We start from the raw sequence: 16,148 nt of genomic DNA on the forward strand, positions 1-16,148 counted from the left end.
TGGTGTTCCCTCAATTAATTCCCTTTAAACAAAGAAACCTTTCTGAGAATATCAGAAAGGTTTTTTTCTTAGCCTAGAATGGCTTGCAGCAAAGCTTTTTGTACATGCATACGATTTCCAGCCTGCTGAAAGACAACAGAATTTGGTCCGTCAATAATGCTTGCTGTTACTTCTTCTTCACGATGCGCAGGCAAGCAGTGTAGAAATAAATAGTCTGACTTAGCAGAGGCAGCTAGTTCTTCATTTACTTGATAAGGAGCAAATATTTTCAAGCGCTGCTGTGCTTCTTCTTCCTGTCCCATACTTGTCCATACGTCTGCATAAATAGCATCCGCATTTTTTACAGCCTCTACAGGATCTTTTGTAATCGTAACCTTTGCACCTGTTGTAGCAGCTATTTCATTAACATAAGCTGTTACAAAGTCTTTTGGCTCATATCCATCAGGGCATCCAATTGAAATATCTATCCCCATTTTTGCACATGCAATCATTAACGAATGCGCTACATTATTTCCGTCTCCAACGTAAGCTACTTTTAGCCCTTCAAATGATTTCTTGTGCTCGTAAATCGTTAATAAATCAGCTAGAGCCTGACAAGGATGATAATCATCTGTCAAACCATTAATAACGGGAATGGATGCGTAATCTGCAAGCTCTTCGATCTTGCTATGTTCAAACGTACGAATCATTATAGCATCTATGAATTCAGATAGTACGCGCGCTGTATCAGCAATCGTTTCTCCGCGTCCAATCTGTAAATCTTGGCTGCTTAAAAAGAGGGCGTTTCCTCCAAGCTGCATCATTCCCGCTTCAAATGAGACTCTTGTTCTTGTTGAAGATTTTTCAAAAATGAGCCCCAGCGTTTTTCCTTTTAACGATGTGACGATTTCACCATTTTTATGCTTTTCTTTCAGCTCAATGGCGCTTTCCAAAAGTGACATAATATCGTCAGATGATAAATCTTTAAGCGTAAGCAAATCTTTTCCTTTTAAATTTGTATTTACCGATACCGTACTCATGATACTGTCACTTCCTTTTTAGTTTTTTGAAACCATTCTTGCAGTGATGAAACTTGATATTCATCGACTTGGAACGATTGGAAAAATAGCGAAGCCGTTTCTGCCTCCGTCATAACCATTAAACCGTGTTTTAATGCTGACATACGGCTTTCTTTATCTTCAGGCTGTAAGCTTACATATAATAAAGCTTCTTTCGTTTTTACCCATTCACTAACTTCTTTATCTTTAACAAGAGTTAATCCCGCGCTTTGCACAAGTTCTTCAAGGCCCTGCGCTTCTCCGTTGATATACACTTCTGCAGCACCTTTTTTACTTAACACGTACTGATGGAATACTTTTTTTGCTGCTTCTTCAATCGTTGAAGAAATCGCAATTCCTTCACCGGTTGACTTCATTTCCGGTCCAACAAGTGGATCAACTCCTGATAATTTACTTGTCGAAAACACTGGAAACTTGATAGTTGTGTAAGCCGGATCTGGCAATAAACCTAGCTTTTCACTAATTTCCGACAATGATTTCCCAAGTAATATTTGAGTTGATAGCGAAACAAGCGGCGTGTTGCACACTTTGCTTACTACAGGCACTGTACGGCTGGCACGCGGATTAACTTCCAGCATGTAGACTTCATCATTGTAAATAACATATTGGATATTCATAATACCTTTATATTGAAGTTTATTTACAATTTTTTGAGCGTAGCTCACCATTTTGTCTTTATGTGCTGCTTCTACTGTTTTTGCTGGTAAAAGCGCATAGCTGTCTCCTGAATGAACGCCGGCTTTTTCAATATGTTCAACGATTGTCGGAATCAACACATCTTTTCCGTCTGCTACAACATCAATCTCCGCTTCTTTTCCAGGGAAGTAAGCATCAATAAGCATTGGGAAATGAGAAGCTTTAATAGCCGGTAAACAAGCCTGAAGCTCTGTTTCATTTTGAATTGTCAGCATTCCTTTTCCGCCAATCACGTAAGAAGGACGAATAAGTAATGGGAATCCCATATCTTTTGCTTTTTGGACAAGCTCTTGCTCACCTTTGGCCATTTCACCTGGGATGTGCGGAATATCGCAGTCATCTAAGAGCTTATAGAACAGGTCACGATCTTCAAGTGCATCAATGACATCATTTGTAATCCCCAGTAAATTGACGCCAGCTTCTTCTAGTCCTTTAACAAGCGAAATAGCAGTTTGACCTCCGTATTGAACAATTACATCCGTCACATTTTCAGCATCAAGAACATTTAATACATCTTCTACTGTTACAGGTTCAAAATATAAGCGGTCTGCTACTTCAAAATCCGTACTTACCGTTTCTGGATTGTTGTTAATTAAAATCGTTTCGTACCCCTCTTTTTCAAGAGCAAGCACACCGTGTACAGAGCTGTAGTCAAATTCTACTCCTTGCCCGATACGAATTGGTCCAGAACCGATAATAGCAACTTTTTTATTCGTTGATGGTTCAATCTCACTCTCACCGTAATAACTAGAGTAGAAATAAGCCGTAGAAGATTCAAACTCCGCTGCACATGTATCCACCATTTTATAACTTGGCGTAATATGTAGTGCTTTACGTTTCGCTCTTACGTCAAGTTCCGGCACACTCCATACGCTTGCTAGATAAGCATCTGTAAAACCATGCTCCTTCACTTGTTTGAAGTGTTTAGCTGTAATGGAATCGAAACGTACTTCCTTTAAAGAAGCTTCCATTTTAATCAGCTGTGTAAAGTGTGTTAAATAGAAATAATCAATTTGGGTTACTTCATGAATATACTCAGGCGTTGTGCCGCGGCGTAAAAGCTCAAGGATAACAAAAATACGCTCATCGCTTTGTTCGCCAAGCTTGCTTTTTAATTCATCCGTTGAAAGTTCTTGCAGTTCTTCTACTTCTAATCCCTGTAAGTCAATTTCTAAAGAAGACAATGCTTTTTGGAAGCTACGCGTAAAGTTACGGTCAATAGCCATTACTTCTCCAGTTGCTTTCATTTGGGTACCAAGCGTTCTCTCAGCGTAGAAAAACTTGTCAAACGGCCATCTTGGAAATTTCACTACTACATAGTCAAGAGCAGGTTCAAAACTTGCATACGTGTCTCCCGTCACAGGATTTAATAATTCATGAAGCGTGTAGCCTACCGATAGCTTTGCAGCAATTTTAGCAATCGGATAGCCCGTTGCTTTTGATGCAAGAGCAGACGAACGGCTCACACGCGGATTTACTTCAATTAAATAGTACTGCTTGCTTTTTGGATCAAGCGCAAACTGAATGTTGCACCCCCCAATAATCCCAAGCGATGAAATAATTTTAACTGAAGCAGAGCGAAGCATTTGATATTCCACGTCTGTTAACGTTTGAGAAGGAGCAACCACTACTGAATCTCCAGTATGAACGCCTACCGGATCGATGTTTTCCATATTACAAATTGTAATGCACGTATTGTTCACGTCACGCATAACCTCGTACTCAACTTCTTTAAATCCGGCGATGCTTTTTTCAATTAAGCATTGAGTAATAGCACTTTCACGCAAACCTGACGCTGAAAGCTTTTCAAGCTCTTCCATAGAATGAGCAATTCCTCCGCCCGTTCCGCCTAACGTATAAGCAGGACGTACAATAACAGGAAAACCAATTTTCTCGGCAAAAGCTAACGCTTCTTCTACTTTTGTGACAACTTCACTTTCCGGCACCGGTTCATTCAGTTCATTCATCAATGCGCGGAACTCTTCACGACTTTCACCTTTTTTGATTGATTCAATCGGTGTTCCTAAAAGTTTCACATCGTATTTTGGCAAAATGTTTTGTTCATGAAGCTCAAGAGCTAAGTTTAAGCCCGTTTGTCCGCCTAACGTGGCTAACAAACCATCCGGCTTTTCTTTTGCAATAATTTTCTCTACGCAGTCTACTGTTAATGGTTCAAAATAGATTCGATCTGCTACGTGAGTGTCCGTCATAATCGTAGCTGGATTATTATTGATTAAGATAACTTCATAACCTTCTTCTTTTAATGACAAGCATGCCTGAGTTCCTGAATAATCAAATTCTGCTGCTTGCCCAATTACGATTGGTCCTGATCCGATTACTAAAATCTTTTTTAATGTTTGGTCTTTAGGCATATACTTTTCCGCTCCCTACTTGCTGTACTTTCGTCATAAATTCATCAAAGATATACGTGCTGTCACTTGGTCCAGGATGTGCTTCTGGATGATATTGAACCGACATAACAGGAAGGTCTTTATGCATTAAACCTTCAACCGATCCGTCATTCACATTTTTAAATCGAACGTTTAATGGGGTAGACGTAATCGTCTGTTCGTCTACGACATAGCTATGGTTTTGAGACGTCATACACACTTTGTTATTTGTTAAATCAATTACAGGCTGATTAGCTCCTCGGTGACCGAACGCCAGCTTTTTGGTTTGTGCCCCAAAAGCAAGCCCAATTAACTGATGTCCAAAGCAAATTCCCAAAGTTGGATACGATGAAATAATTTCTTTTAATTCATCCAGCTGACTGCTTACTTGAGTTGGATCTCCAGGTCCGTTTGATAAGACAATGCCATCCGGCTGCAGCTCTTTTACTTTTGAAGAGCTTGTAGAATAAGGAACAACCGTTACTTTGCACTCTCGATTTAACAGCTCTTGTAAAATTGATTTTTTATAGCCAAAGTCCATTAATACAACGTGTTTTTCACCGTTTCCGTAAGTAACAGGCTCTTTTGTTGACACTTCTTTTACTACATATCCATCACATTCAGCAGTAAATGCTGGCGGCTTAGCAGATGCCGAAAAGGCAGATTGCATCGTACCTTCTTTTCGAATTCGTTTTACGACCGCTCTCGTATCCACATGTGTAATAAGCGGAATGTTCCATTTCTTTAAATATTGTTTAAAGCTGTACATCGCTTCGTAATGGAACCCTTCATCTGAACATTCGTATACGACAACGCCTGCTACGTGAGGCTTTTTGCTTTCATAATCTTTTTCATTGATACCGTAGTTCCCAATTAAAGGGTACGTAAAGACGATAATTTGATCTTTGTAAGATGGATCAGTCACAACTTCTTGATAACCAGTCATTCCAGTAAAGAAAACAATTTCTCCTTCTGCCTGGTGCGTTGCTGTATGTTCAATGTGTCCGGCGAACAAATCGCCGTTTGCTAAGTGTAAATATCCGTTCATTGTGCATCCCTCTTCGAATAATTATTTATAAAACAGAATTTTTATACAAACATATTCAAAAAAATTTGTATTATGAAGTAATTTTTGTTTGGCTAAAGGCTTCTTCAATGATATGAATCGCTTGGTCTAACTCTTCTTTTGTTACAGTTAAAGGCGGCAGCAATCGTACTACATGCGGTCCTGCTCCCAGTGCTAGCAATCCTTTTTCACGCATAGCTGCAAGCAGTGCCGACTGATGTTCCCCGCATTCAATTCCAATCATAAAACCTTTTCCGCGAACATCCGTTACAAATGAATAATCTGCTACGCTATTTTTCAAAGCGTTGATAAAATAAAAGCTTTTTTCTGTAACCTCTGCCAAAAATGCTTCATTAAAAATAATGTTTAAAGTTGCTTTGGCTGAAGCTAATGCAATTGGGTTTCCTCCAAAGGTTGTTCCGTGAGTACCAGGTCCAAACGCTTCTTTGAGATAGCCTTTTCCAATCATCGCACCAACCGGCATTCCGCTTCCTAACCCTTTAGCTGCTGTAATAATATCTGGTGACACATTAAAATGCTGATAGGCAAATGGTTTTCCTGTTCTGCCGATTCCAGTTTGCACTTCATCGACTATAAACAGTGCTTCGTGCTTTTTACACAGCTCTTGAATGGTTAATAAAAATGCTTCGGTTCCTGGAACAACTCCGCCTTCTCCTTGAATGACTTCAACCATAATTGCTGCTACGCTGTCGTCCATTTCCTGTTTTAATGCTTCTTCATCATTGTATGGCACATAAACAAACTCATTAACAAGAGGACCGAAGCCATCATGAATTTTTGCCTGCCCTGTAGCTGTCATTGTAGCAAATGTACGTCCATGAAATGATTTTGTAAACGTAATAATTTTGTGTTTTTGTGTGTACTTGCGCGCTAATTTAATCGCCGCTTCGTTCGCTTCTGCACCGCTGTTACAGAAAAATACTGCATCACCGTTTGAGTGTTCCACAAGCTTACCTGCTACGTCTTCTTGAATCGATTGATGAAATAAATTTGACACGTGCCACACTTTATTTAACTGCTCTTCGACCGCTTTTTGAACATCCGGATGACGATGACCTACGTTACAAACAGCGATCCCTGAAATAAAATCTAAATACTCATTTCCTTTGTTATCTATTAATTTTGTTCCTTGCGCCTCTGCCACATGGATATCAAACCGTTGATATGTTGGAAACAATGAACTCATCGCTATTTTCTCCACCTTTTCCACTATATTTAATTGCTGTACCAATCAGCTTTCCTTCCTTATCTAAAAATCCATCAGTTCCGCTAATAACATGAACTTCTTCAAGTAAAGGAGATAACGCATTTACCGCTGATGTCACTTTCGGAATCATTCCGCCGTAAATTACTTTTTCTTCAATAAGTGCATCAATCTCTGACTTTGTAAGTTCAGGAAGCAATGTTCCATCCTTTAGCACACCTTTTACATCCGTTACAAACATCAGCTTTTCTGCATTTACTGCTTGTGCAACAGCTCCCGCCGCCACGTCAGCGTTAATGTTATAACTATTGCCTTTGTCATCGGCTCCAATGGAAGAAATAACTGGAATATACTGACTGTCAGTTAATTGCTTTAACAACGTATCGTTTACACCTTTTACTTCTCCAACGTAACCTAGACGTTCCATATCAATAGCCTCTGCTTTAAGCAATAATCCATCAATTCCTGATAATCCTACCGCTTTTAAGTTCGCTTTTTGTAGATCTTTTACAAGCTGCTTATTAACCTTGCCTGCTAATACCATAGTTACAACTTCTAATGCTTCTTTAGACGTTTTTCGAAGCCCATCTACAAATTCCGTTTCAATGTGAAGTTTGGTAAGCGTATCTTGAATATCCGGCCCGCCTCCGTGCACGACAATGATCTGATATCCACTCGCTTTTAACTGCTGAATGCTTTCAAAAAAGGCGCTTGTTAACTGATTGACAATACTACCTCCGCATTTTACAACAACGATTTTTTCATTACTCATTTCACTCTCTCCTTACGTTCGATAACTGGCGTTGATTTTGACATAATCGTAAGTCAAATCACAGCCCCACGCTTTGCCAATTCCACTTCCTTGCTGCAAGTCAACATAGACTTCAACCGTATCATTTTCTAAATAAGCTTTTGCTTCTTCTTCACTAAATGAAACAGGCTGGCTGTTTTTTAACATCTGGATATCACCTAACGAAACGTTCACTGTTTCTGGATTAAGCGCTACGCCGCTGTAGCCAACTGAACAAATAATTCGTCCCCAATTGGCATCGGCTCCATACATGGCCGTTTTCACTAAGTTCGAGCCTACGATTTGTTTAGCAATCACATTTGCTTCTTCGTTTGTATTAGCACCACATACGTTTACTTCAATTAGTTTTGTTGCTCCTTCACCGTCACGTGCAATTTGTTTGGCTAAATCTTCACACGTCAAGCGCAGTGCTTCATAAAACGAATTCCATTCAGGATGATCTGGTGTAAGCGACTGGTGATCAGCTTTTCCATTTGCTAAAACAACAACCATATCATTGGTTGACGTATCACCATCCACTGTAATTTGATTAAAGCTTTTATTTGTAATAGACCCCAGCGCATCTTGTAGCACTGAAGCTTCAACCTTAGCATCCGTTGTTATAAAGCTAAGCATCGTAGCCATATTCGGGTGAATCATACCTGACCCTTTCGCTGTACCGCCAATCGTAACCGTTTTGCCGTCAATTTTTGTTTGATAGCAAGCTGACTTCATCACTGTATCTGTTGTTAAAATAGCCGTTTGAAATTCTTCTGCTTTTTCTTTGTTTGACGAAGGACTTAATAACCCAATGCCCTTCACGATTTTTTCCATATCTAGAAGCTCTCCAATTACCCCTGTAGAAGCTACCGCTACATGATGGGGTAGGATATTAAGCTTTTCTGCACATGTATTTCGCATTTGGTATGCATCTTTTAATCCTTGTTCTCCAGTACATGCATTTGCACATGCGCTGTTCACAACGATCGCTTGCAACTTCTGCTCCACTGCTACACTTTCTTTTGTAACAGCTAAAGGCGCCGCTTGGAAGGCATTAAGCGTGTAAACAGCTGCGCAATTAGCTGGCACATTGCTTACAATAACTCCTAAATCTTTTTTAGCATAACGTAAACCAGCATGAACGCCGTCTGCTGAAAAACCTAGCGGCGTTACAATTGTACCGTTCTCTATTTTCTTTATCTTTTCTTTCGTTTGTTTAACCGTAATCACTATACGTTCCCTCCTGCTTTTATCGTGATTAGTGATGCTTTGCTTTTATGGGAAGACAGGCAGTAGTCCGATACCCGCTTGCTGTTCAAATCCCATCATGATATTGGCATTTTGAATGGCCTGACCCGCTGCCCCTTTTACTAAGTTATCAATGACAGAAACAATCGTGACACGCTTTGTTCGTTCGTCAAATGTAATACCGATATCGCAATAATTTGATGCACTTACTTCTTTAGTAGAAGGAAATTCACCAGCTTTTCGAACGCGAACGAACGGGGAGTTTTGATATGTATCTACATATAGCTGATGAAGCTCTTGTATTGAGCTGTCTTCAGAAAGTTCAGCGTATATTGTACTCATAATCCCTCGCGTCATTGGAACTAAGTGCGTACTGAACGTAACATGGCCAATTTCCTCATCCCACTTTTCTAAAATAGATTCGATTTCTGGGATATGCTGATGTTGATTAACTTTGTATATTTTCATATTTTCATTGATTTCAGCATAATGAGTTATTTGCGAAAGACCGCGTCCTGCTCCTGAGATTCCAGACTTTGCATCAATGATAATAGAGTTTGATTTCACCATTTGTTTACTAACGAGAGGAGCTAGCCCAAGCAGTGTAGCTGTTGGATAACAACCCGGATTCGCAACGAACGTGCTGCTTTCAACTTCTTCTGCAAACCATTCTGCTAATCCGTACACAGACTGTTTTAAAAACGCTTCAGCTGCAGCAGGCTTTTTGTACCATTTTTCATAAAGCGCTTCTGTTTTTAATCTAAAATCTCCAGATAGATCTACCACTTTTATTCCTTCTTCTATTAATTGAGGTACAAGTTTGCTAGAAACACCGGACGGAGTTGCTGTAAACACTAAATCTAATTCTTTGGCCATGTTCTTAGGGTTTATATCTTGCAGTGTATATACAGTATTAGAAAGGTGAGGATAAACTTCTGCTAGTTCCACCCCTTCCTGAGAGGATGAATAAACTGCATAAACATGAAAATGCGGGTGATTCGCTAACAAACGAATCAGTTCTACTCCTCCATACCCTGTTGCTCCAACGATTCCTACCTTGTATTCTTTCATTTTAAAACTCCTTTTTCCACGTATCTATTTGAATTATTTATCATTATAATACCGTATAAAAATAAAATCAAATGAATATTTAAAAAATCCAACACTTTATTCTATATTTTTAAACATTTTTATTTATTCATAAGTTTTTATTTTTATAACTATCTTTATATTTTTGTTTAGAAATTGTTCACAGATAATTTTGGAAAACACTGGTTGTTTTTGTGTATAATGAGAATATCGATAAAAATCATCCGTATGACATTTTTTCATACGGCTAGTGGACGTACAGCATATACAGACTGTTCTAACTTAATAGATTAATAAGTAACAGTCACAAAAATTTTAATTAAAAGGTGATAACATGATGAACATCACATCGGATTCTTTTTCAAATGAGCTGCAGCAATTTTTTATGGACTTTGATCATAAAGTTTCGTTTAAAAAAGGTGACTTTCTGTTTCAAGAAGGCTCGACTTCAACTCATTTATTTTTTATTACGTCAGGGGCCGCGCAAGTAGGTAAAGTGACGCCCGAAGGACGCGAGCTGACGCTTCAGCTCGCGAGTTCAGGAGACTTAGTGGGGGAAGTTATGCTGTTTTGCGGATCTACTCCCCACATGCTTCAAGCAAAAGCTATTGAACCTTGTACGGCAATCATTATTCAAAAACGGGTGTTAGAAAACGAACTAACACAATACCCGGCTCTTTCTATGGAGTACATGAAGTGGATGGGACTACAAATTAAGCGAATGCAGACAAAATTTAGAGACTTAATTCTAAATGGAAAAAAAGGAGCTCTCTATTCTACTCTGATTCGCATGTCCAATAGTTTTGGGGTAATGAAGCCAAATGGTATTTTATTAAACGTAACTTTGACAAATCAAGAGATCGCTAATCTATGCGGAACATCCCGAGAAGTGGTCAATCGCATGCTCGCTGAGTTGCGAAAAAATGAAGTAATTTCAATGGCAGATGGAAAAATTATCATTCATAAGCTCTCTTTCTTAAAGAAAGAAATAGACTGTGAGGACTGTCCTGTGGAATTGTGCAGAATTGAATAATAAAAAAGCCATCGTTGATGGCTTTTTTTATTGAACACCTAATGCAATTTTAGCGTAGCGCGTCATGCGATCTTTATCCCATGGCGGATTAAATGTGATATTCACTTCTACATTTTCTACTTCTTCAAGCGAAATTAATTGTTTTTTCACTTGTTCTCCAATCACACCAGCTAGCGGGCAGCCGATGGAAGTTAACGTCATCGTCACGATGACTGTGTTGTTCTCTTCCATTTCTACACCATACACTAAGCCTAAATTTACGATATCAACACCAAGCTCTGGATCAATCACTTCTTCTAGTGATTCCATGATTTTATCTTCTAACTGTTTCTCCACATTCATTCTCCTTTCTTTTACTTCCGTAATTATCTTCACGTATTAAATATACCCTGAAACAATTTATCATAAGCAATCAATAATAACTATGACTTACACCGTAACAAGACCATTTTGACATGTCAATCGTTCTGCTTTTCTCACGAGGAAAAGTTGTGTAAAATATGGGAATACAAGCATGAATATTAGTAGAATTCAATATAATCGTATAACTACTTCAATTTAAAAGGAGCCCTATATGAGAAACGATCAGCACTTAATCGCCTTAGATCTGGATGGAACATTGTTAACGAATGAAAAAACCATTTCACCTAAAACAAAACGAGTATTAGAAAAAGCCAAACAAGAAGGCCATGTTGTAATGATTGCGACTGGGAGACCTTATCGTTCCAGTGCTATGTATTACAGCGAGTTAAATTTATCCACGCCTATCGTAAACTTTAACGGAGCGCTTGTTCACCATCCCCTTCAGCCTGATTTCGGCACTCATCACGAACCTTTAAACCGCCGCACTGTCCATGACATTGTGACAGCCATGCAAGACTACCGCATCAACAACATCATGGCGGAAGTACAAGATGATGTGTATCTTCATTTTGAGGATCGAAAATTAATGAATGTACTCAGCCTAGGAGATCCCAAATTACAAACAGGTGATTTGCGTCATACGCTGCAGCACGATCCAACGTCTATTTTGATTCATGCAGATGAAGAACATGTACAAGATATACGCTCTCACCTTTCAGATGTTCATGCAGAAGTACTAGAGCACAGACGCTGGGGAGCACCTTGGCATGTCGTTGAAATTGTCAAAAAAGGCCTTAATAAAGCGGTAGGTCTTGAGCGCGTAGCTAATCATTATCAAATTCCACGCGAACGAATTATTGCGTTCGGAGATGAAGATAATGATTTTGAAATGATTAAATTTGCAGGACATGGAATCGCCATGGAAAATGGTATTAGCGAATTAAAGCACCTAGCGCGTGAAGTAACAAAATCGAATGAAAATGATGGTATTGCTTATTATTTGGAAAAAGCGTTAAATTTATAACTTAGCTTTTTTTGAAAAGCAAGGTAAATTTTTATCGCTATCATTTTTTTTATTTAGCACACACTATAACCGACACTTCTTAAAAGTGTCGGTTTTATTTATATTACGGGGAGGAATTTATGATGGGCAGAGGCAATCGATCAAAACGTTTTGTGAAACAAGGTGCAGACGCAGTTCAAAAACATGATGAACGAATTCCTTATCATATGACTATGGCGGAGGCAGAAGCATTTCAAGCTCAGCAGCGCCAAACTCCTCATGGAGGACAGTAACTTATGAAAAATTCACTTTTTGGTCAAGTAAAAGATGCGATTCGAAATGCAGTATCGGGTCACTCAGACGATCAGCTTCACCGTCAGAAACACGGCAACGGTGAGCTTGATATTTCAGAAGGCGTATTAAATAGTATTGCTTCTAACGCCTCTCCACAGGAGCAAGAACAGCTGAAGCAATTCCAAAATTCATTACATCAAGCGTATGATACAGATGGAGAATCACATTCACAAGAGAAAAGCGCAGATATTACGTCGGATACGCTCTCTCATATTGTTCAGAATGCTTCTCCAGAAGAGAAGGCTCAGCTAGAACAGCTTCAAAACACTTTAAAAGGCGGTCATTCTCACGCTCGCGGTGAAGCTCATACGTCCAGTGAGAGCGTTGCAGCTGATATATTGTCTCATGCACAGCAAAATGCTTCTCCTGAAGAAAAGAGCCAGCTAGAACAGCTTCAAAGCACTTTAGAAGGCGGTCATTCTCACGCTCACGATGAAGCTCACACGTCTAGTGAAAACGTGGCAGCTGATATGCTGTCTCATGCACAGCAAAGTGCTTCTCCTGAAGAACAAGCTCAGCTTCAGCAGCTTCAGAATACATTGGGAGCTGCTGGTCAAAATCATCAGCCCTCTCAGGCTCATACGTCTGCAGGTTCTGATGAAAACATTGCAGCTGACATGCTGTCTCATGCGCAGCAAAATGCTTCTCCTGAAGAACAAGCTCAGCTTCAAGAGCTTTCTAATGACTTAAAAGGCACACATTAACACAAAAGGTCCAGGTAATGAATACCTGGACCTTTTTTTAATCCTTGCGAAACAAACCAAAGATTCCCGTTGTCTGAACGATATTGGTAAATGCCTTAGGATCTACCTCTTTAATCACTCGTTCCAAATCAAATAATTCATATCTAGTCAAAACAATCATTAGCATTTCTTTATCTTCGTTTGTGAAGCCGCCTTTAGCCGGCACCGCCGTAATCCCTCGCACGAGTTTGGCGTGAATCGCCTTTCTTAGCTCCACTCCTTTTTTTGTTACAATCATCGCTGTGAGTTTGACATGACGCGTATGAATAACATCAATGACGCGAGTGGTCGTATAAAGCGTCACAAGCGTATAGAGTGACTTCTCCGCACCATATAAAAGACCTGCTAGCACGATAATAATTGCATTTAATATGAACATATAAGTGCCAATTGGTCGGTCTTTTACTCGAGACAAAATCAGGGCAATAATATCGAGCCCACCAGTTGAAGCTCCAAATTTCAATGTAATTCCTACCCCTACCGCTAAAATAACCCCTCCAAAAACTGCGTTAAGAATGATGTCTTTAGAAAGTGCTTGAATAGGAATAATTCCAAGAAACAAAGTTGTTGCAGCAACGCTGATAAAACTGTAAACAGTAAATGACTTCCCCACTTTTTTCCACCCTAAAATAGTTACAGGAATATTTAACAACAACAGCAGCACTCCAGTGGAAATAGTAAAAGGAGTGTAATCTGTCACGATACTCGAAACAAGCTGTGCTACTCCCGTAAAGCCGCTCGAATATACATTAGCAGGTATTAAAAACAAGTTGAGCGCAAGTGCATTCAATAATGCTCCTACTAAGACGACTATCGCTTTTTTTGTTTCAAGCCACATATTCAAATGACCGACCTCCGCTTTTTTTAAAACTTCTTACTCTCTTATACCCATTTATAAAATGAATAAAGTCAGCATCTTTAAAATAGTTAGTACATATAGTATGTACGATTTGGCAGAATTAAAAAAACTTATTCAAAAATTGTATTTTCCTCAAAGTGCTTATACACTAATACTATGTCGTATATAACGCTTCTCAATGTTTATACATCAAACTCATTTCATATTTTATAAATGCAATTAGGAAGGTGACATTTATGTCAATTAAACTTTTAACCGATAGTGCAAGCGATTTGCCTTTATCCTTTTTTCAAGAAAATAACGTTGGCTTTTTACCGCTTCGTGTAAGCTTGGATAATCAAGAATTTTTAGATTTACAAACGATTGAACCAGCTTCTGTCTACGAAGCCATCCGTAAAGGCAAGATGCCAAAAACGTCTCAAGCGGCTCCAACTACTATGTATGAAGCCTTTGAGAACATAGCTAAATCAGGTGATTCGTGCATTTATTTAGCTTTTTCTTCGGAATTGTCCGGTACATATCAAACAGCAATGATGATTCGAGAAGAACTCCTAGAAAAGTATCCCGATTTCCAATTAGAAATAATCGATACGAAATGTGCATCTCTTGGCCAGGGAGTAGTTACTTATTATGCAGCACAATTATTACACCAAAACCTCTCGCTAGTAGAAATGACAGAAAAAATAAAACAATACGCGCTGCATATGGAGCATATTTTTACGGTCGATGACTTAGATTTTCTTGCTCAAGGAGGCCGCGTGAGCAAAGCTTCTGCTTTTGTAGGAGGTCTGCTTAATATTAAGCCGCTGCTTCATGTGGAAAATGGAAAATTGATTCCAATAGAAAAAATCCGCGGTCGTAAAAAAGTATTCAAGCGCATGCTTGACGTGATGGAAGAGCGAGGAAAAAACCTCTCTTCTCAAACCATTGGAATTAGCCATGGAGATGATTTAGAAACAGCTCTTCAGCTGAAAGAGATGATTCAAGAACGTTTTGGAACCAAACATTTTATTATTAATATCATTGGTGCAGCCATAGGTTCTCATTCTGGCCCAGGGACGATTGCAGTCTTCTTTTTGAACGAAACCATCGAATAATTTAAAGAGGTCAGGGCATTCTAAGGGTACGATCAAAAAGGGGTGTATCACAATGCCAAAAACGAGCGATAACGATAAAAAAGCAAAAGATAATAACGCAAAGCTTCACGAAAAGAATCTGCAAGCTAAGCACAACCGTGAGCTTGGAAAACATTCATTTTCTAAAAAAACTGATCACTTATAAAAAGAAGCCGCTGAATTTTCAGCGGCTTCTCCTTTTAGTTTTCTTCTTTTTTAAAATATGTCCATCCTTCTTCTTGATAAACTTTTCCTTCTTTCATCAGTTTACCAAGCGCACGTTTGAACGCAGCTTTACTCATATTAAAGCGCTCACGAATATCTTCTGGGTAGCTTTTATCCCAAAATGGCATAACGCCACCGCGGCTTTCCATGTAATCGTATAGTACTTGTGCATCTTCATCCATGCTTTCTTGCTTGCGCGGAAGAAGCGATACGTTTAGCGTTCCGTCTTCTTTTACATTAATTACGCGGCCTGTTACATACGTACCAAGCTTTGGTTCTTTGCGTCTCTCGCTTTCATGAATAAATCCAACATATCCTTCATCTGTCATAATAAATGAACCTACGCGCAGTACGCGATAGATGTATCCGCTCACTTCACGATTAAAAAGTTCAGCCGGAGCATCTAATGCCATTGCTTTCATCACATCGTCTGTAGCAATTTTTCCGTACATCTTACCGCGCTTTGAAATCTTCATCGTACAGTAAACCTTGTTTCCAACTTCTGGCCATAGCTCTTCTAGCGCAGGTAAGTCTGTTGAACCAATTAACATATCTTTGTTCATGCCGATATTTACAAACACGCCTAAACCTGGATTAACATCTACGACCTCAACCCACTCATAGACACCTTCTTCAACAAGGGGCAAGTGCATCGTTGCCGTTAAGCGATCATGCTGATCAAGATATAAAAAAACTTCTACTTCTTCTCCTTCAGCAAGTTCTCTTGTTGTTTCATTTTTATGTAGCAAAATTTCTTCTTCACCTTCTGCTAACATATAACCAATCGGCGTTTCCCGGTTTACTGTTAAATATGCTTTCATCCCAGCTTCTACATTCATCGTTCTATCCATCCTTTATATAAATTAGTAGTGATTGTTCCTTCACCACATA

General features: G+C 39.2%; 16 protein-coding genes. 6 read left to right on the plus strand and 10 right to left on the minus strand.

The features are described 5' to 3' along the window. Nucleotides 1-68 precede the first annotated feature (68 nt). The 7 genes from argF to argC all read right to left on the minus strand — a co-directional run bounded on the left by argF (nucleotide 69) and on the right by argC (nucleotide 9,544). Nucleotides 69-1,019, minus strand: a complete 951-nt coding sequence (gene argF, locus SB717_RS05710) for an ornithine carbamoyltransferase (protein ID WP_410903411.1) — start codon at nucleotides 1,017-1,019, stop codon at nucleotides 69-71. Continuing rightward, nucleotides 1,016-4,126, minus strand: a complete 3,111-nt coding sequence (gene carB, locus SB717_RS05715) for a carbamoyl-phosphate synthase (glutamine-hydrolyzing) large subunit (protein WP_410903412.1) — start codon at nucleotides 4,124-4,126, stop codon at nucleotides 1,016-1,018. The genes argF and carB overlap by 4 nt, the downstream gene beginning before the upstream one ends. Further along, complete coding sequence (locus SB717_RS05720; RefSeq protein WP_074679295.1) at nucleotides 4,119-5,192, minus strand: carbamoyl phosphate synthase small subunit; 1,074 nt, start codon at nucleotides 5,190-5,192, stop codon at nucleotides 4,119-4,121. The genes carB and SB717_RS05720 overlap by 8 nt, the downstream gene beginning before the upstream one ends. A 70-nt stretch (nucleotides 5,193-5,262) precedes the next feature. Next, a complete protein-coding gene (gene argD / locus SB717_RS05725; RefSeq protein ID WP_098620803.1) occupies nucleotides 5,263-6,417 on the minus strand; it encodes an acetylornithine transaminase in 1,155 nt (384 codons plus the stop codon). Next, nucleotides 6,383-7,207 (minus strand): acetylglutamate kinase, encoded by an 825-nt coding sequence (gene argB / locus SB717_RS05730; RefSeq protein WP_410903413.1) that lies wholly within the window; start codon nucleotides 7,205-7,207, stop codon nucleotides 6,383-6,385. Before argB ends, argD begins: the two co-directional genes overlap by 35 nt. Nucleotides 7,208-7,219: 12 nt before the next feature. Continuing rightward, a complete protein-coding gene (argJ, locus tag SB717_RS05735) occupies nucleotides 7,220-8,452 on the minus strand; it encodes a bifunctional ornithine acetyltransferase/N-acetylglutamate synthase (protein WP_410903446.1) in 1,233 nt (410 codons plus the stop codon). A gap of 48 nt (nucleotides 8,453-8,500) precedes the next feature. After that, complete coding sequence (gene argC, locus SB717_RS05740; protein WP_144645808.1) at nucleotides 8,501-9,544, minus strand: N-acetyl-gamma-glutamyl-phosphate reductase; 1,044 nt, start codon at nucleotides 9,542-9,544, stop codon at nucleotides 8,501-8,503. 352 nt (nucleotides 9,545-9,896) lie between these two features. On the opposite strand from argC, the gene SB717_RS05745 reads away from it, so the two are divergent. Then, nucleotides 9,897-10,595, plus strand: coding sequence for a Crp/Fnr family transcriptional regulator (locus SB717_RS05745; RefSeq protein ID WP_074679305.1), 699 nt, complete (start codon nucleotides 9,897-9,899; stop codon nucleotides 10,593-10,595). Between the two features lie 27 nt (nucleotides 10,596-10,622). Here the strand turns inward: SB717_RS05745 and SB717_RS05750 are convergent, their stop codons facing one another. Beyond that, nucleotides 10,623-10,931, minus strand: coding sequence for a metal-sulfur cluster assembly factor (locus SB717_RS05750; RefSeq protein ID WP_013081729.1), 309 nt, complete (start codon nucleotides 10,929-10,931; stop codon nucleotides 10,623-10,625). A 238-nt stretch (nucleotides 10,932-11,169) separates the two neighbouring features. Here SB717_RS05750 and SB717_RS05755 point away from each other — a divergent pair, with 238 nt between their 5' ends. The 3 genes from SB717_RS05755 to SB717_RS05765 all read left to right on the plus strand — a co-directional run bounded on the left by SB717_RS05755 (nucleotide 11,170) and on the right by SB717_RS05765 (nucleotide 13,019). After that, on the plus strand, nucleotides 11,170-11,982 hold the full coding sequence (locus SB717_RS05755; protein ID WP_410903414.1) for a Cof-type HAD-IIB family hydrolase: 813 nt from the start codon (nucleotides 11,170-11,172) through the stop codon (nucleotides 11,980-11,982). A 119-nt stretch (nucleotides 11,983-12,101) separates the two neighbouring features. Further along, nucleotides 12,102-12,254, plus strand: coding sequence for a hypothetical protein (locus SB717_RS05760; RefSeq protein WP_013055382.1), 153 nt, complete (start codon nucleotides 12,102-12,104; stop codon nucleotides 12,252-12,254). Between the two features lie 3 nt (nucleotides 12,255-12,257). Beyond that, a complete protein-coding gene (locus SB717_RS05765; RefSeq protein WP_098620805.1) occupies nucleotides 12,258-13,019 on the plus strand; it encodes a DUF3813 family protein in 762 nt (253 codons plus the stop codon). Between the two features lie 37 nt (nucleotides 13,020-13,056). On the opposite strand, the gene SB717_RS05770 is transcribed toward SB717_RS05765, so the two are convergent. Then, nucleotides 13,057-13,896: a YitT family protein gene (locus SB717_RS05770; protein ID WP_025749916.1), complete on the minus strand. Its 840-nt coding sequence runs from the start codon at nucleotides 13,894-13,896 to the stop codon at nucleotides 13,057-13,059. A gap of 257 nt (nucleotides 13,897-14,153) precedes the next feature. On the opposite strand from SB717_RS05770, the gene SB717_RS05775 reads away from it, so the two are divergent. Together SB717_RS05775 and SB717_RS05780 are read left to right on the plus strand one after the other, a co-directional pair. After that, complete coding sequence (locus SB717_RS05775; protein ID WP_410903415.1) at nucleotides 14,154-15,014, plus strand: DegV family protein; 861 nt, start codon at nucleotides 14,154-14,156, stop codon at nucleotides 15,012-15,014. Between the two features lie 52 nt (nucleotides 15,015-15,066). Continuing rightward, entirely contained in the window at nucleotides 15,067-15,198 is a 132-nt protein-coding gene (locus SB717_RS05780) for a DUF3941 domain-containing protein (RefSeq protein WP_013055378.1), read from the plus strand. Nucleotides 15,199-15,232: 34 nt separating this feature from the next. Here SB717_RS05780 and SB717_RS05785 read toward each other — a convergent pair whose 3' ends face one another. Further along, nucleotides 15,233-16,096: a CvfB family protein gene (locus tag SB717_RS05785; protein WP_074679313.1), complete on the minus strand. Its 864-nt coding sequence runs from the start codon at nucleotides 16,094-16,096 to the stop codon at nucleotides 15,233-15,235. Between the last annotated feature and the right edge of the window lie 52 nt (nucleotides 16,097-16,148).

It is taken from the genome of Priestia sp. SIMBA_032 (assembly GCF_046535215.1).
GTDB classification, from domain to species: Bacteria; Bacillota; Bacilli; order Bacillales; family Bacillaceae_H; genus Priestia; species Priestia aryabhattai.

Coding starts and splice junctions, on each gene's coding strand:
- argF (WP_410903411.1), bottom strand. CDS start 1,019: ATGAGTACGGTATCGGTAAATACAAATTTAAAAGGAAAAGATTTGCTT.
- carB (WP_410903412.1), bottom strand. CDS start 4,126: ATGCCTAAAGACCAAACATTAAAAAAGATTTTAGTAATCGGATCAGGA.
- SB717_RS05720 (WP_074679295.1), bottom strand. CDS start 5,192: ATGAACGGATATTTACACTTAGCAAACGGCGATTTGTTCGCCGGACAC.
- argD (WP_098620803.1), bottom strand. CDS start 6,417: ATGAGTTCATTGTTTCCAACATATCAACGGTTTGATATCCATGTGGCA.
- argB (WP_410903413.1), bottom strand. CDS start 7,207: ATGAGTAATGAAAAAATCGTTGTTGTAAAATGCGGAGGTAGTATTGTC.
- argC (WP_144645808.1), bottom strand. CDS start 9,544: ATGAAAGAATACAAGGTAGGAATCGTTGGAGCAACAGGGTATGGAGGA.
- SB717_RS05745 (WP_074679305.1), top strand. CDS start 9,897: ATGATGAACATCACATCGGATTCTTTTTCAAATGAGCTGCAGCAATTT.
- SB717_RS05755 (WP_410903414.1), top strand. CDS start 11,170: ATGAGAAACGATCAGCACTTAATCGCCTTAGATCTGGATGGAACATTG.
- SB717_RS05760 (WP_013055382.1), top strand. CDS start 12,102: ATGATGGGCAGAGGCAATCGATCAAAACGTTTTGTGAAACAAGGTGCA.
- SB717_RS05765 (WP_098620805.1), top strand. CDS start 12,258: ATGAAAAATTCACTTTTTGGTCAAGTAAAAGATGCGATTCGAAATGCA.
- SB717_RS05770 (WP_025749916.1), bottom strand. CDS start 13,896: ATGTGGCTTGAAACAAAAAAAGCGATAGTCGTCTTAGTAGGAGCATTA.
- SB717_RS05775 (WP_410903415.1), top strand. CDS start 14,154: ATGTCAATTAAACTTTTAACCGATAGTGCAAGCGATTTGCCTTTATCC.
- SB717_RS05780 (WP_013055378.1), top strand. CDS start 15,067: ATGCCAAAAACGAGCGATAACGATAAAAAAGCAAAAGATAATAACGCA.
- SB717_RS05785 (WP_074679313.1), bottom strand. CDS start 16,096: ATGAATGTAGAAGCTGGGATGAAAGCATATTTAACAGTAAACCGGGAA.